Source organism: Lacinutrix sp. MEBiC02404 (genome assembly GCF_053601575.1).
The window spans coordinates 224,053-240,274 of sequence record NZ_JBSHNV010000206.1 but is presented as its reverse complement, the minus strand read 5'-3'; the positions used below and the strand labels follow the sequence as shown (position 1 = coordinate 240,274).

Sequence of the window (16,222 nt, the reverse complement as noted above, 5' to 3'; positions counted from 1 at the left end):
CAAACTAATATTTAGATAATATTTTGAATCTTAAGGCATTAAAAATATTGGTAGAATTAATTTTTTTATTTCTCTAATAATAGATTTACATTAGCACAAATAACTATTAGCAATATAATAATGGCTGGAAATTCTTTTGGAAATGTATTTAAAGTAACCACTTTTGGTGAATCACACGGAATTGCAATTGGTGGTGTAATTGATGGTTGCCCTTCGGGATTGCAATTAGATTTGGAAGCTATTCAGAACGAATTAAACCGAAGAAAACCAGGGCAGTCCGAGATTGTAACACAACGTAAAGAACCAGATACGGTAGAGTTTCTTTCAGGTATTTTTGAAGGACAAACCACAGGAACGCCAATTGGTTTTATCATAAAAAATGCCAATCAGAAATCGAAAGATTATACCCATATTAAAGATGTGTACCGTCCTAGTCATGCCGATTATACCTACGATCAAAAGTATGGCGTTCGGGATTATAGAGGTGGCGGACGCAGTTCTGCAAGGGAAACCGCTTGTAGAGTAGTTGCAGGAGCAATTGCAAAACAAGTGCTAAGTAATGTTAAAATTAATGCATTTACCTCTTCGGTTGGAGAGATTTTTATAGATAAACCATATCAAGATTTAGATTTTTCTAAAACGGAAAGCAATATAGTACGTTGTCCAGATGAAGCAATTGCAGAGAAAATGATTGCTAGAATTAAAGAAATAAGAAAAGAAGGAGACACTATTGGCGGAACCGTAACTTGCGTTTTACAAAATGTTCCTGTAGGTTTAGGCGAACCTGTTTTTGATAGATTACATGCAGAACTTGGTAAAGCGATGCTTTCTATAAATGCGGTAAAAGGCTTTGAATATGGAAGTGGATTCTGTGGTGCTAAAATGAAAGGTAGCGAACACAATGATTCTTTTAATCCAGATGGAAGTACGAAAACAAACCTTTCTGGAGGTATTCAAGGCGGAATAAGTAACGGAATGGATATTTATTTTCGTGTGGCTTTTAAACCTGTTGCCACTATTATGCAAAAACAAGAAACCATAAATAACAAAGGAGAAACGGTAGAGATGCAAGGAAAAGGAAGACATGATCCTTGTGTGGTACCTCGTGCTATTCCTATTGTGGAAGCAATGGCAGCATTAGTCTTAGCAGATTATTATTTGCTGAATAAAATGTACTAACAAATTCCTACGAAAGTAGGAATCTCATAAATTTATTATTTGTATTCCGATGAAATCTGAAATTTACTATACTGCCCTAAAAACGTATGATTCAGATAATACCGATGGATTTAGCTGGAAAGAATATATCGATTGGACCGAATTATTTCATGTCAAAGAATTGGTTTCTTTGGATGGTAATTTGAATCGGTTAGCATTTGTATTGGATTTGGATGCTCCCGAAGTATGGGATTTTATTATATCTCATAACGGAATGCTCATGTTCTATTTTAATTCCTTAGATTATGTGTTGAATAATGTGAAAGATATTCCCTTTTTTAATTTGCTAGCTATAATTAAAGAACCGGAAAAAGAAAAAGCAGATTTAAGTGCAACCTATGATTTTATAGGGTATGATTTAATCGAAATAGGAGGAGACACAAGTGCTTTGACTAATAGTGGTGGTTTTGATGAAACGTTTCTGCCAAACGATTTAAATGCGTACGGACTAATTTCTGAATATGATAAAGTGAAAAGAATACAGAAAGAGTTACCCATTAATAATCCAGAAGAACAGCATGCAGGTTGTTATCTTTATGAGGTTTGGAGACATAAAACAATAGGAAGAAAAACGAACTAACGAAGTTTCCGCCTAACGGAAATGAAAAACAAATAACATGAAATTAGCACTACACTGGAAAATAATAATAGGAATGATATTGGGTATCATTTTCGGATTCATAATGAATATGTATGATGGTAAAGATTTTGTTTCCGATTGGATTGCACCTTTTGGTAAAATCTTTATTAACCTTTTAAAGCTAATTGCTGTTCCGTTAATTCTAGCTTCGTTAATTAAAGGGATTTCCGATTTAAAAGATATTTCTAAAATTAAATCGATGGGATTACGAACCATTGCTATTTATATTGGTACCACGCTAATTGCTATCATTATAGGATTAACGATTGTAAATACCGTGAAACCGGGAGCGGGAATGTCTCAAGATACAATTGCTAAAATTAAAATGAAATATGAAAATGATGCTGGTGTTACCGATAAATTAGCCAAAGCAACAGCGCAAAATGATGCTGGTCCATTACAATCTTTAGTAGATATTTTTCCAAGTAATATATTCGTTTCTTTAGGAGAAGCAAAAATGCTTCAAGTTATTTTCTTTGCTTTGTTTGTTGGTATTTGCTTATTACTAATCGCAGAGGAGAAAGCAAAACCGTTAATAAATTTCTTCGACTCGCTCAATGAAGTCGTAATGAAAATGGTCGATTTAATTATGTTATTTGCGCCATATGCCGTATTCGCATTAATGGCAAATGTAATTATAGCCTTTGATGATACCGAAATCCTTATAAAACTATTAAACTATGCCGGATGTGTAGTGTTAGGTTTAGCCTTAATGATTGGTTTCTATTTAGTGCTCATAAAGTTTGTGGTAAAGAAATCGCCACTATGGTTTTTAAAAGAAATTTCTCCTGCGCAATTATTAGCATTTTCTACCAGTTCGAGTGCTGCTACTTTACCAGTAACTATGGAACGTGTCGAAGAGCATTTAGGTGTAGATAAAGAAGTTTCTGGTTTTGTATTGCCCGTTGGAGCGACGGTAAATATGGATGGAACGAGTTTATATCAAGGAATTGCTGCGGTATTTATTATGCAGGTAATTTGGCCAGAAGGATTAACATTTACCAACCAATTAGTAATTATTGCAACGGCATTATTAGCTTCTATTGGAAGTGCTGCTGTACCAAGTGCAGGAATGGTAATGTTAGTTATCGTTCTAGAATCTATAGGTTTCCCAGCGGAATTATTACCTATTGGATTGGCCTTAATTTTTGCAGTAGACAGACCTTTAGATATGTGTAGAACCGTTGTTAATGTAACTGGAGATGCTACGGTTTCCATGATTGTTGCTAAATCTTTAGGAAAGCTTCATGACCATCCGAAACCAAAAGAATGGGATGATAATTATGATGCTGTTAAGTAAGCAGAGAACACATTTTTTTATTTAAAAAAAATGTTGTGAATCGCTTATCCTGAGGAACGAAGGATCTCTTGCTATTTATGAGATCATCAAAGTAAGTGAAGGGTCTCCTGCTATTTTGGAGAGCGTCAAGAGCATGAAAGGATCTCTTGCTATTTATGAGATCATTAAAGTAAGTGAAGGATCTCTTGCTATTTATGAGATCATCAAAGTAAGTGAAGGATCTCCTGCTATTTTGGAGAGCGTCAAGAGCATGGAAGGATCTCCTGTTATTTTGGAGAGCGTCAAGAGCATGAAAGGATCTCCTGCTATTTTGGAGAGCGTCAAGAGCATGGAAGATCTCCTGCTATTTAAAAGAACATCAAAGAAGAAGCTTTATAAATTTGAATTTATTTTTAGTATTTAAATAATTATGGTGCATATTTCTATTTCAAAACCTGTAGTTTCCGTAGGCTGGTTATATAAAAACCGAGCTGCAACTAATCTTGTCATTTTAAATGCTACCATTCCAAAAAGTGTGGATGGTGTTTCTGTTTTTCCGGAGGAAGTACAAATACCAAATACGCGATTTTTCGATATAAAAAAGAAGTTTAGTAATGTAGAAGATGCTTTTCCTAGCGCATTTCCTTCCGAAGCACAATTTACAGCTTCCGCGCAAGCATTAGGTATTAACAAAGATGCAGCAATTGTTGTTTACGACGAAAAAGGAATTTACTCTAGCGCCAGAGTTTGGTGGTTATTTAAAGCTTTTGGTTATGAAAATGTAGCGGTTTTAAATGGCGGATTTCCAGAATGGAAGGCAAACGAATTACCAATAGAAACAAAACAAGTACACGAAGTAGTGCCAGGGAATTTTGAAGCAAAACGACAATCTGGTTATATGTTATTTTTTGAAGACATCTTAAAAATTCAAGAAGACGAAAACTATACTATTTTAGACGCAAGATCTGCAGGAAGGTTTAATGGGAGCATTGCCGAACCTAGAGAAGGACTGCGAAGTGGAACGATACCAAACTCCATAAATCTTCCGTTTCAGGATGTACTAGAAAATAAGAAGCTAGTATCCAAAGAAGAATTACAAGCGGTTTTTAATCAAGCTACCAACAAAAAGGAAAACGTTGTTTTTTCTTGTGGTTCTGGTATTACGGCTTGTGTTTTAGCACTTGGAGCAGATATACTTGGCTATAAAAATATTGCTGTTTATGATGGTTCATGGACAGAATACGGATCCTTAATTACAAAAGAAAATACCATGCATTGGACTAAAAACGAACTCGTTGCTTACACTTTATTATACGCTGCAAATTCTAATTTTGAGGAAGATAATAAAGAACGAAACCTAATCATTGAAAAAGTGGATATGCAGACTTTTCAGAAAATTCATGATGAGTTTGATGCAGATAACGACTATCAAAGTATTGAGAAAATACAAGCAGGTTTAAAAGAACATCATTTCACAGGAGAAGCTATAGATACGTTGTTAGCAGAAATTAAAAGAATGTTTTTTGCCGATGGTGAGTTTGATGTTTACGAACGTACCATGTACAGAAGTTTAAGCAAACTATTACATGTTTAGCGATGTGAAAACTTTCGGTAGCACCAATAATTTCTAATAGTATAGGAAAGCTTTTGCTAACCATAAAAATCGCTTTGTCCTATTTAAATTCTATAGAATCTCTAACAAATAAAGCCTTTTGCGTATCTGTAAAACATAGCGCAGATTCGTGTATGGCCAATAGAAACACGAATAAAACCATCGTTTTTATTTTAAGTAGCTTGAAATAAGCTTGTTGTTTATCGATACTTTTTACATAATTTTTTTACTTATCTAATTTACTCGTTCTATACCGAGTATATTTTAGCATACTAAATACTAGGAGTATATTTATAGTATTAAATTAAAGGTCTCATGAAACTAGTAACTTCCCTCTTTTTATTTTCATTATCTATTTTTGCTGCATCTGCACAAGAATTAGAAATTGTAAATGAATTACATATAACTCCGCTAACTATAGAAAGTATTTCTGTACCATCGATTAATGAAACAGAATTATTCTTTACGGTAGATAAGAATACCATTACTAGAAAAAAATCGTACAAGTACATTATTGAAAATACACTTTCTGGTAGAAAACACTTAATTTTTAAAACGAAGCGAGGTATTAAAACTTGCTAATACGAGATATATCTATAAGTTATTAAAATGAAAAGCACCATAAAATTAAGTTTCGTTATACTGTTAACTATTGTTTCTACCTTATTTTCTTGTAGTAGTGATGCAGACGATAGCCAAGATGAAACCAATGCCTTAATTGGGGAATGGAAGCGTGCGGATTCTAATAGTAGTTTTGCAAATGGCTTTGTTTTTCTTGCGGATAATACTGGAGTTAAATTTACTTCGGAAAACCATGATGATGGAACCGCTATTTCTAATGCAGTATCTTTAGAGTGGAATTCTTCTGCTACCAATTTACAATTAATGATGTACGAAGAGATAAACACACCGTTTTCTTTTAATGAAGAAGGACAACTTATTTTAAGCGCCATTTCAGAAATCCCTTTTAATAGAACCGACTAAGCCATTAGCTTAAAAACTTACCTTTCAATTCCGGAGTAGGAATCATACAAGCATCCTTTTTGCCATACCATTTATACCTGTTTTTGGCAATATAATTATATACGCCATTTCTTATAAAGGTTGGCACAATCAAAAACACAGTCATTATATTATTCGGAAAACCTAGATGCTTTGCAATATACAATGCAGCAGTAGATTTTGCTTTTAATCCATTTTCATTGGAATAGAGTAGAATAGAGTCTGTTTTCTCGGTATCGATATTGTATTTAGTTATGATTGTTTGACCAATATCACTTTGTAAGGCAGCAAACCGAAACACATCGTTTTTATCGTGTTTTATCACATATTGTACTGTGCTGTTGCATAGATTGCAAACACCATCAAATAGGATTAGTTGTTTGTGTTTTGGTAATTGGTTCATATTTCTTTCCTGCGTAGGCAGGAATCTTTTGTTAGTTATTCTTTCTTTTTTTGAGATTGCCACGTCGTAAACTCCTCGCAATGACATAGCTATTGTTCATTTTGCCAACAGCCAACAGCTACTTCTTCACCGCTTCCACAAGTTCCAACATGCTCACACTAACATTAGTCGTAAAAATACCGTAATTCACAACTGCTTTATTTTTTTCTATTTTATCAATAGTTCCAACGGCACGACCATCTTCCATGCGCACGCGATCGCCAACTTTTAAAATGGCTTTCGGTTTGTCGGGAACGATTGCTTTTTTCTTCGCCTCCTTTTTCTTTTCGCGAATGACTTCTACTTTCTTTTCTACTTCTTGTTTGACCTGTGTCTCTTTATGTTTAATCGCTTTTTTCTGCTTGACTGTAACTTTCTTACGTTTCGAATTTTCAATCTGAACCAGTTTAAACAATTCAGCCATTAATTGCTTTTTCTGTTTGTTATCGAAAAACTTTTCAGCCAAGTCATTCACCTTGGTTCCTAGATACACCAAACGCTGATTACTATCGTATAACTCTTGATAGTTTTCTAGTTTTTTCTGCACCTTCGCATTAATCTCTTCTAACTTATCTGCTTCGGCAAGTTTCTTCTTTTCGTTTTCCTTTAAAGACTGTCCGGTTTTTTCTAGTTTACTTCTTTCTTTTTGAAGCTTTGCAATCGTAGCATCAAAACGTACTTTACCACGTTCTATTTTCTTTTTAGAACGGTTGATTAAACTAAAAGGAATGCCGTTTTTCTGTGCTACTTCAAAAGTAAACGAGCTTCCTGCATTACCAATAATCAGTTTGTAAATAGGCTCTAAACTTTTTTCGTCAAAAAGCATATTTGCATTCTCCATAAAAGGTAGCTCATTGGCTAAAAGCTTTAAGTTGGAGTAGTGTGTGGTGATAATTCCGAAGGCTTCCCGATGGTAAAACTCTTCCAAAAAAGTTTCGGCTAAAGCACCACCAAGTTCTGGATCGGAACCGGTTCCAAATTCATCAATTAAGAAAAGCGTGTTTTTATTACACTTCTTCAAAAAATAATTCATTTGTTTTAGTCGGTAACTGTACGTACTTAAATGATTCTCTATGGATTGGTTATCGCCAATATCACTTAAGATTCTATCAAATAAACACACAGAACTGCGTTCATGCACCGGAATTAGCATCCCGCTTTGCAACATGACTTGCAGTAAACCAACGGTTTTTAGCGTAATACTTTTTCCTCCAGCATTAGGACCAGAAATTACTATAATTCTGCTGTCTTGTTTTAATTCTATAGTCTGCGGAAAGGTTTTTTCTTTCTTAGCCTTATTATTTAAAAGCAATAATGGATGGTATGCATCGCGTATAAAAAGCGTTCTGTTTTCGTTAATTTCCGGAAGAATGGCATCCATAGAACGTGCATATTTTGCTTTTGCAGCAATCACATCAATGGCAATTAAAAACTCCTGGTACTTTTCTAATAAAGGTAAAAACGGACGAATAAAACCAGTAAGTTCTTTTAAGATTCTTACAATTTCTTCGGCTTCTTCAAACTCTAAATTATTAAGTTCTCTGGTATGTCTTAAGGTTGCTTCTGGTTCAATATAAACAATACTTCCTGTTTTGCTACTTCCCATAATAGCACCTTTAACCTTACGTCTGTACATGGCTTTTACCGCAAGTACACGCTTGTTTTCTACTACCGATTCGCGAATATCATCTAAATACTCTAATTGGTGGTATTGGTTTAATGCCGAAGAAAAGCTACCGTTAATTTTACCTTTTAGCTTATTGATGCTTTGTCTAATTTCATAAAGTAGGGCAGAAGCATCATCTTTAATATCGCCAAAACGATCTACATTGGCATCTACCTTTTCAATAATTTCGGTAGTCACTTCAATATAAAAAGCAAAATCATGTAGTTTGGGATAGTACTCTTGAAACTTTTTAAGGAATTTTACAATTTCATTACAGGTTAAAGAAATAGAAACTATTTTTTTAAGACTATGAATTTCTAAAAAGGTATTTTCAATTCTTAAAAGCTTCAGTTCTTTGGTAATGGTATCAAAACCATGATTTGGTATGCGGTTATCATTGTGAAAAGACGACAGATATTCGTCTACCAATTGCAAGGCTAATTGTAATTCTTCTTTAGATTTAAAAGGTGTGATTTCTAATGCTCTTGCATTTCCTAAAGGTGTAACACAAAGCTCGCTGACTTGTTGTAAAACGGTAGAAAACTCTAAATCTTGTAATGTTTTTTCTGGAATGTTTATCATGTAATTTCTTTTCCGTGAAGACGGAAAATCCTCAATTCTTTTATTAATCTTTTTTATAGCATAACAAAGTTACGGAATTGCCATGAGACTTCGAATTTTAGTTACCGCTTTACCGGTTTCTAAAAAATACGTGCTAAGGCATCTTTTTCGACTTCTATAATCAGGTCGATTAGGTTTTGCTGGTCTGCTAAAGACAAACGGTTAAAAAGCGCATCGCCCTCGGTAAGCATTTCTAGTCCAATTTCTAGTCCGTTAATTTGACTAGGCGTATAGATATTTTCCTTTTTGCGCATCATTTGGATAAGATATGCAATAATCCCTTTTATTTTTTTAATAAGCACTTTATCATGCAAGACTTCAAATAAAGATTCGGAAGTATGAATAAATTTCTCTATTTCTTCTCGTGATAATAATTTTATCAGCGCATTTATTTTTTCTGGATTATAAGGTCCGTCGATCTTGTTTTTAATCGCTTCATCCACCAGATTATTTTCAAAATTATCTGCAGCTTTAAAAGATTGCATGGCTTTTAATCCGGTATTTAATATTTTAGGAAGATGTCTTCCGTATTTAAAAATTAGTTTGGTAGCATCTAATGCTATACCGACTAATTTTTTAGGATGCTTGGTAAATTCTTCCAGACTATTAAAAGCGCTATTTAACTCTTGTCGTTTCGAAAATTCGGGATACATATACTTCAGAAAATATTCCCGAAGCTGGTCTACGGTTTCGGCATCAATAGATTCTGGAAGTTGGTAATTGTCTTTAATGTTTTCATATTGATAACGTTCCGCAATGGTATTTCTATACCCTGCAATGATTGCTTCCAAAACTTTTTTCCTTATCATTTACTTGTGTTTTTTATGCTTTTTTGAGACAACAAATTTACGGAATTGGGTTGGGAATAGGAATGTTAAGAGATAAATTGATTTGTCATTTTTATTAAAAGGATTAGATCGTTAGGAGTATTTGTAAATAGGTAAAAACCTAGAAATAGAGGTTGCATTTTGTAGGTAATAATTATCACATGACTTATATCATATTAATTACTAATGGTTTAGGTTAAATTTAACCAATAATTTATTTCTTATATTATGAAAAAAATTCCTTTCTTTATTTTTCTTATCTCCATATTTGGGTATTCGCAAACAACTCAAATACCAGATGCTAATTTTGAACAAGCTTTAATAAATTTAGGTATTGATACTAATTCAACGATTGATGGTGTAGTACCAACTGTTAATATTAGTAGCGTAACACATCTAACTGTGTGGGAGTGGAGTATTGCAGATTTAACAGGTATAGAAGATTTTACTGCTTTGACTTATTTGGATTGTCAGTGGAATCAATTGACAAGTTTAGATTTGAGCAATAACACAGCTTTGGAGCGTTTATTTTGTAGTAATAATCAGTTAACAAGTTTAGATTTGAGCAATAATACAGCTTTGACCACTTTGTTTTGTATAAGTAATCAATTATCTAGTTTAGATGTGAGTAATACTGCTTTGAATTATTTGGATTGTGAGAATAATGAATTACGCAGTTTAGATGTGAGCAATAATACAGCTTTGACTGATTTGATTTGTTTCAATAATCATTTACACAGTTTAGATGTGAGTAATAATACTGCTTTGACTAAATTGCATTGTTTCAATAATCAATTACAAATTTTAGATGTGAGCAATAATACAGCTTTGACTGATTTGTTGTGTTTCAGTAATCAAATTACCAGTTTAGATGTGAGTAATAATACTACCTTACATCGTTTGCGGTGTTTCAATAATCAATTAACAAGTTTAGATGTGAGAAACGGAAACAATACAGCTTTGACTGATTTTATCACAACTAACAATACTGATTTAACCTGTATTTTAGTGGATTCTGCTGTATGGAGCACTGCAAATTGGACAGATATAGATGCTAGTTCTACATTCGTGAATAACGAAACAGAATGTTCTAACTTACATGTAACAGACCATTCCTTTGAATTTGCATTATCTGTGTATCCAAATCCAACAGATAGTTACCTAAACATAGAAGGGAATGAAAAGCTATTAACTATTTCTATTTACAATTTATTAGGAAAAAAAATGATCGCAACGAAGTGCACTAATAAAATAGATGTACAAGGATTACCAAGTGGAGTTTACTTGATTAGACTTTCAGATGGTATGCGTCAAACAACCAAAAAGTTTATTAAACTTTAAATCCTTAAGTAATCTCAAAGCTGGTCTACGGTTTCGGCATCAATAGATTCTGGAAGTTGATAATTGTCTTTAATGTTTTCATATTGATAACGTTGCTGAATCGTATTTCGATATCCTGCAATAATTGCTTCTAAAACTTGCTCTCTTACCATTTGCTGTATGTTCTATTCCGTGAAAACGAAAAAACCTTATTGATTCATTTTTCAGAATAACAAATTTACAAAATTGACAACATGTTCACGCTTTTTAGTATTAAATTTGCAAGGATTTAGAATTCCTATTTATGAGAATATTATTCGTACTTATTATTTCTGTTTTGTGTACTGGTTGCAGTAGCAAATATGATACCTATAAAAAAACACCAGCATATATTACCAATGCAAGTGCTTCGGATAAAGCCTATTTTAAAGCCTATGACGAAACCCTAAAGTTATGGGATGTTGCTTTTGAAGAATTATACATTCCTACTACGCATGGTGTGGCGCATGTAATCGTTAGCGGACCAGAAAATGGGGAATCCGTGGTTTTATTGCATGGTATGAATGCGAGTTCTACGATGTGGTACCCAAATATAAAAGCACTTAGCAGTAATCATCGTGTGTATGCTATCGATTTTCTTTTAGAAGCAGGAAAGTCGCAGGTATATAGCGATATGGAAAATGTAGATGCAGTGATCGATTGGTACCAAGAAATATTGTTTGTTTTAGAATTAGATAGCTTTCATCTTATTGGCGCTTCTCGTGGCGGTTGGTTAGCGGTAAACCTTGCTTTAGATAACCAGAAGAGTGTTAAAAGCATGATTTTATTGAGTCCGGCGCAAACCTTTACCTGGATTAAACCAAGTATGAATTTACTTAAAAATGTTGCTTCGTTACTTTCTTCTAAAGAAAAACGTATCGCACAAAGCCTAGAAAGTATGTCTAGTAATGTTGCTAATATTAGCGATGCCTATTTGGAGCAATATTATATCGCTACCGAAAAAGACTCGGTAAATCAATTTATGTCTAGTATGCAACCGTTTTCTAATGACGTGCTAAAATCATTACAAATGCCGGTGTTGGTTTTAATTGGGGATGACGATATGATTAATGAAAGAAGAACCATAGAAATTGCAAAAATGCTACCTAAAGGAAAAGGGGAAGTTATTCATAATGCAGGACATTTCTTATCTATCGATCAAGCGGAAGTAGTGAATGAAAAGATGTTGGGGTTTTTGGAGTAGGGAAGAAGGGAATTGTTTTTGTTCTAGGAAATGATTTGAAACTGTATTTGTAGAAAATAGTAAAGCACAAACTAAGGTTTGTGCTTTTGAAGTTTTTAGGGGAGTACTAGCAATTATTTTATAAAGTGTTAGTAAACGAAATTTTATTCTTTTATAAACTTAAATGTATTTCCATTCTCCAATTTTAAAAGGTAGAAACCATTTGCATAATTTTTAATATCAATTTTTTCGTTATTAGAAACATTTCCATTAGCTACTTCAGAACCAAGAATATTGTAGATTTTATACTTCTCCGTATTTGTTAGTCCAGATATTTTAATAAATTGATTTGATGGATTCGGAAATAATTTTAAGTTTATATTTGAAATAGTGAAATCCGTATTACTTAATGTTGTACCTAACACAATATCATCAATACCAAAGGTTTCATTTCCACCTCCATTTACAGTTAATGTTATTGCAGTTATTCCAGTCCAGTTAAGAATTACTACTTCTCCAGCGGATTGTGATATACCTTCTGTAACTACAGAATTACTCCCACCAGTTGGTGTAAAGTCCATAGTTGTCTCTGGTCCTACAGTACCATCAGCAATAAAAGTATACATACTAGCAATATCAATGGATGCGCTAAATGTAATGGTTAATGAGGAGCTAGAATCTGAGTTTTCGGTAAAAGCAACATTTCCAGAAGAGCCTTCAAAACCTCCACCATTAACAAGTTGAGCATCATTGTTGGATGTAGTTACTGTTGCTGTAATTCCACTTACTGTTTCGGTAACATTAGTTCCATTGTCGGTTCCTGATTCCCAATTAAATACTTGAGAGAATGACATAAGACTAATTAATGTAAAAGATAAAGTAAAGTAAATTTTTTTCATGGGTTAAATAGTTTGATAGTTAATATTTGGGGTTTATTTGTTCTAACCAGTTTCAAAGTAGGTGGTGCGAAAATATAATTTAAATGCATTATATGCAATACGTATTTCTACGTTTTTTATAGAAAGTAATTGTGGGAATGGTATAGGACATGTATTTGTAGGAAATGGGAAAGCACAAACCTTAGTTTGTGCTTTTGAAGTTTTTAGGGGATTAGGTGTTTTTATATTAGTTATGATTTGAAAGACTATTGTTTATTTGAATTGAAACGTCTTTCAATAGAGGAGACCAAGTTCCTGACCTTGAAAATGTGACCATATCATATTCTATATTTCTTACATTATATTTTGAAGAAAAAACTTTATTTTTATTTGCAGTTTTTCGATAAGTAAGTTCTGAATATACAGTGTTTCCTAAACAAACTATAACTTTAGGTTTTAGAATGTTTATTAAATCAAAAGTCCTTTGTCTAAAGAAGTTTTTCACTATTGATTTTGTTATTTTATTCTGTTTATTATGGCTCCAATGATTTTTTAGGCTTTCCTCTTTAGAAAGTAAGGTGATGATTTTTTCTAATTCAGTAGTTGATTTAGTCGCAATCGGATTTATATTAGAGTATACAATTTTGTCAATTATTTGTTCATTAAATTGCTGTATAAATTGTTCTGAATTTGATTCAATATTTTGCCCTAATTTTAATTCACTCCAATAATAGAGTAGATCTATCATTCTTGAAGGAAAAGAATTATTTATTTTTCTATCCCTTTCATACCATTCATAACCAAACCATTTTCCTTTTACTTTTTCACCTCTTGAAACACCTTTTTTTAGCCAATCAAGTTCTATGTTTGATAAATAATCAATGTTAGAAATTAATTTTACAGGGAACTTAGTTTTATGGTTTTTAGATTTCTGATTCATTTCTATATATGCTCCTTCTCCGGGATTAATTCCTAAGAACAGGATATCTGGATTGTTTACAATTTTACTCTGTATAGAAATAATTCCTTTATATAAACCGTGATACTTATTCGAGTTATTAGATTTTTCTATGATTTCCTTTATTGGTAAATATTTCTTCTCAATATTTTGAATGTTTTCAATAATCTTATCTTTCATAAAGTACAGTAATGTATAATAAATGGAAATGGTTGTGTAACAGATTTGTTGAGTGATTAAGTTATGGGTTTAGTAAATAATTCAAATAGAAAATCCGCGAGGGTTTTCGTAAGCAGGCGAGAACTAGCAATAAATTGTATACGGTGTTATGCTCTGTTTTAATTTATTTCTTTTATTAATCAAAAAGGTTTGATTTAGAAATCTGTCTTGAAATATCATCTAATTCGTTATAAACTCCATTATCATCGGCAGTTCCAAAAAAGGCTATCACTAAATTTCGAGAAGGTGAAATGTAAAGACCTTGTCCGCTAAAACCACCTTTATAAAAATCTCCATCTTCCATTACTTTGTCCCATTGATAGGTATTGTGATGAACAACTTCTTTATCAAGCGTGTAATTTTCAGAACCGTATGCAGTAATCAAATGAGGACGACCTTGCTTTTGAATTTTATAGAAATATTCATTTGAAACGAAAGTATTATCACCTGAACGACCATCGGTTAAAAACATATAACCAAATCGAGCTAAATCTCGAAGTGTAGAACTAATTCCTGCGTGAGATACACTCGTGCCATTTGTTTGCGTAATAAATGCATCAGATTCCGCACCAATTTTTCGCCAAATTTCACGCTCAATATTTTCTGCATAAGAAAGACCTGTGATTCTTTCTATGAGGCAAGAGAGAACGAAAGTGTTCACTGAAGTATATTCAAATATTTCTCCAGAAGTTTTTGCAGATGATAAGGTTTTAATGTGCTCAAAAGCATTGTCTGCGGTTTTTTCTGTTCGTTTTAAAAATCCAAGAGCTGCTTCAAATTGATAGTAACAAGTTTCAGGGTTTTCAAAAGCGCCATCAACCCATTCACGACAATCAATTCCTGAAGCCATATCAAGAATGTCAATTATGGGTACACCTTCCCATCCAGACCCTTTAAGTTCAGGTAGATAATGTTCTATTGGTTTTGTTACATCAAGTTGTTTTCTGTCTTCCAAAACTGCTATAAGAGTTGAAGCAAATACTTTAGATACTGACCAGTAAAGATGCCTATCGTTTGAAAACATTCTTGGGTAGGCTTCATATACAATACGGTCTCCTTGCAATATTATCATACCATCCACTTTGTTGCAAGTTTTGACATAGTCTTGAAGTGTCATTTGTCCTAATTCAGAAGTAACAACAAACTCCTCGATTTCTTTGCGGTAATCTTCTTTTAGGCTTTTAACATTTCCTTCTCTATCGATTATGGCGTGAGTCCAAAATTCAGGCATATTTAAAAATATATAACGAGATATTTCACCTCCATCATCCCAATTATCCATATTCCATTGCTTAAATACGGACTGAATTTCCTCGTTTGAAAAACCATCATAAGTTTGAGCAAATAAATTTGAATAGGAAACAATTAATAAGAGAAGTAATAGTCTGAAATAGTTCATTTTTTTCAAGGATTTTCATTTTAGAAATTGAGCATAACGTGTATGTATATGAGCTGTGGCGTGTTTTGGCACGAACCTCTCCAAATAAAAAATAACTTTGGGAAATCTGTAGATTTTCCAAATAGGCACAGGTCAAACCATAGCTTATATACTGTGTTGTGTGCAGTTAATTACACATATTATCATAAAGTTCTTCTCGGATAGTGTTTGGCCCGTATTGTAAAGGTCCTACAGATATTGAGGTAGATAATTTATTTTTCCCACAAGGGTTTCTATTTCCGTGTTTAACGAATATAGTATAATTTTGACCTTTTTTTACGCTTATTGAAACGTCATTATTTGGTGTAACAACTCCAACAAAAATGTAATCTTTACATCTATATGTTCCTCCTGATTTTACTTTATATACTGAATAAGTACATTTTTTACTAGTAAAAATTTTAGTACTTGTAATTTCATTTTGTGCAAAACTAGAAAATGATAAAAGAAATATAGATAAAAGGGTTATTGTAATTAAATTTTTCATTGTAATCTTATTTAAGTTATTTAATTTATTCATTAAGATAATTCTTTATGTTATTCTATTGCAAGTACAACAGAACCTGAACCTCCAAGTCCTTTAACTCTGCACCAAATGCTTTGACCTTTTATATATTGTCCTTCAACTAGAGTATACCATTTACCTTTATTGTTAATTCGATATTGGATAATAACTACGCCTGAAGTGTTGTTTTCTTTTAGAGAAACTTTACAACCTGTTTTTTCGCCAAATACAGAGTACACTTCTACAGAAGAACTATAATTTCCAAAGTTAGGAACTCTTATGTTTATTAATTTTCTTTCGAAAATTCCTTCGGTAATGTCGTGACTTGGAATATTTAAAGACAATACAATCAATATAATTAGTGTTTTCATATTT

18 protein-coding genes are annotated in these 16,222 nt (G+C 32.8%); 9 read left to right on the top strand and 9 right to left on the bottom strand.

Features of this window, described 5'->3' with window-relative positions; all coding sequences use genetic code 11:
• Positions 1 to 120 precede the first annotated feature (120 nt).
• From aroC to ACVCXO_RS13320, 7 genes are all read left to right on the top strand, one after another.
• Complete coding sequence (aroC, locus tag ACVCXO_RS13350; RefSeq protein WP_452230086.1) at positions 121 to 1,179, top strand: chorismate synthase; 1,059 nt, start codon at positions 121 to 123, stop codon at positions 1,177 to 1,179.
• Between the two features lie 49 nt (positions 1,180 to 1,228).
• Positions 1,229 to 1,798 (top strand): hypothetical protein, encoded by a 570-nt coding sequence (locus tag ACVCXO_RS13345; protein ID WP_452230085.1) that lies wholly within the window; start codon positions 1,229 to 1,231, stop codon positions 1,796 to 1,798.
• 37 nt (positions 1,799 to 1,835) lie between these two features.
• Complete coding sequence (locus tag ACVCXO_RS13340; RefSeq protein ID WP_452230084.1) at positions 1,836 to 3,158, top strand: dicarboxylate/amino acid:cation symporter; 1,323 nt, start codon at positions 1,836 to 1,838, stop codon at positions 3,156 to 3,158.
• A 133-nt stretch (positions 3,159 to 3,291) separates the two neighbouring features.
• Entirely contained in the window at positions 3,292 to 3,561 is a 270-nt protein-coding gene (locus ACVCXO_RS13335; protein WP_452230083.1) for a hypothetical protein, read from the top strand.
• Positions 3,562 to 3,567: 6 nt separating this feature from the next.
• Entirely contained in the window at positions 3,568 to 4,731 is a 1,164-nt protein-coding gene (locus ACVCXO_RS13330) for a sulfurtransferase (protein WP_452230082.1), read from the top strand.
• 333 nt (positions 4,732 to 5,064) lie between these two features.
• The gene (locus ACVCXO_RS13325) at positions 5,065 to 5,331 is read left to right on the top strand and encodes a hypothetical protein (RefSeq protein WP_452230081.1); all 267 of its coding nucleotides are present in this window, start codon (positions 5,065 to 5,067) and stop codon (positions 5,329 to 5,331) included.
• Between the two features lie 27 nt (positions 5,332 to 5,358).
• A complete protein-coding gene (locus ACVCXO_RS13320; RefSeq protein ID WP_452230080.1) occupies positions 5,359 to 5,733 on the top strand; it encodes a hypothetical protein in 375 nt (124 codons plus the stop codon).
• Between the two features lie 4 nt (positions 5,734 to 5,737).
• Here ACVCXO_RS13320 and ACVCXO_RS13315 read toward each other — a convergent pair whose 3' ends face one another.
• From ACVCXO_RS13315 to ACVCXO_RS13305, 3 genes are all read right to left on the bottom strand, one after another.
• The gene (locus ACVCXO_RS13315) at positions 5,738 to 6,154 is read right to left on the bottom strand and encodes a thiol-disulfide oxidoreductase DCC family protein (protein ID WP_452230079.1); all 417 of its coding nucleotides are present in this window, start codon (positions 6,152 to 6,154) and stop codon (positions 5,738 to 5,740) included.
• Positions 6,155 to 6,272: 118 nt separating this feature from the next.
• Positions 6,273 to 8,441, bottom strand: coding sequence for an endonuclease MutS2 (locus tag ACVCXO_RS13310; protein ID WP_452230078.1), 2,169 nt, complete (start codon positions 8,439 to 8,441; stop codon positions 6,273 to 6,275).
• A gap of 119 nt (positions 8,442 to 8,560) precedes the next feature.
• Positions 8,561 to 9,289: a hypothetical protein gene (locus ACVCXO_RS13305; RefSeq protein WP_452230077.1), complete on the bottom strand. Its 729-nt coding sequence runs from the start codon at positions 9,287 to 9,289 to the stop codon at positions 8,561 to 8,563.
• 246 nt (positions 9,290 to 9,535) lie between these two features.
• Here ACVCXO_RS13305 and ACVCXO_RS13300 point away from each other — a divergent pair, with 246 nt between their 5' ends.
• Positions 9,536 to 10,648, top strand: a complete 1,113-nt coding sequence (locus ACVCXO_RS13300; RefSeq protein ID WP_452230076.1) for a T9SS type A sorting domain-containing protein — start codon at positions 9,536 to 9,538, stop codon at positions 10,646 to 10,648.
• A gap of 14 nt (positions 10,649 to 10,662) precedes the next feature.
• Here ACVCXO_RS13300 and ACVCXO_RS13295 read toward each other — a convergent pair whose 3' ends face one another.
• On the bottom strand, positions 10,663 to 10,800 hold the full coding sequence (locus tag ACVCXO_RS13295; protein WP_452230075.1) for a hypothetical protein: 138 nt from the start codon (positions 10,798 to 10,800) through the stop codon (positions 10,663 to 10,665).
• 131 nt (positions 10,801 to 10,931) lie between these two features.
• Between ACVCXO_RS13295 and ACVCXO_RS13290 the strand changes: the two genes are divergently transcribed.
• A complete protein-coding gene (locus tag ACVCXO_RS13290; RefSeq protein WP_452230074.1) occupies positions 10,932 to 11,870 on the top strand; it encodes an alpha/beta fold hydrolase in 939 nt (312 codons plus the stop codon).
• A 143-nt stretch (positions 11,871 to 12,013) separates the two neighbouring features.
• On the opposite strand, the gene ACVCXO_RS13285 is transcribed toward ACVCXO_RS13290, so the two are convergent.
• The 5 genes from ACVCXO_RS13285 to ACVCXO_RS13265 all read right to left on the bottom strand — a co-directional run bounded on the left by ACVCXO_RS13285 (position 12,014) and on the right by ACVCXO_RS13265 (position 16,218).
• On the bottom strand, positions 12,014 to 12,748 hold the full coding sequence (locus ACVCXO_RS13285; protein ID WP_452230073.1) for a T9SS type A sorting domain-containing protein: 735 nt from the start codon (positions 12,746 to 12,748) through the stop codon (positions 12,014 to 12,016).
• Positions 12,749 to 12,974: 226 nt separating this feature from the next.
• Entirely contained in the window at positions 12,975 to 13,865 is an 891-nt protein-coding gene (locus ACVCXO_RS13280; protein WP_452230072.1) for a hypothetical protein, read from the bottom strand.
• 175 nt (positions 13,866 to 14,040) lie between these two features.
• Entirely contained in the window at positions 14,041 to 15,303 is a 1,263-nt protein-coding gene (locus tag ACVCXO_RS13275; protein ID WP_452230186.1) for a serine hydrolase domain-containing protein, read from the bottom strand.
• Positions 15,304 to 15,469: 166 nt separating this feature from the next.
• Positions 15,470 to 15,829, bottom strand: coding sequence for a hypothetical protein (locus ACVCXO_RS13270; RefSeq protein ID WP_452230071.1), 360 nt, complete (start codon positions 15,827 to 15,829; stop codon positions 15,470 to 15,472).
• Positions 15,830 to 15,879: 50 nt separating this feature from the next.
• On the bottom strand, positions 15,880 to 16,218 hold the full coding sequence (locus tag ACVCXO_RS13265; RefSeq protein ID WP_452230070.1) for a hypothetical protein: 339 nt from the start codon (positions 16,216 to 16,218) through the stop codon (positions 15,880 to 15,882).
• Between the last annotated feature and the right edge of the window lie 4 nt (positions 16,219 to 16,222).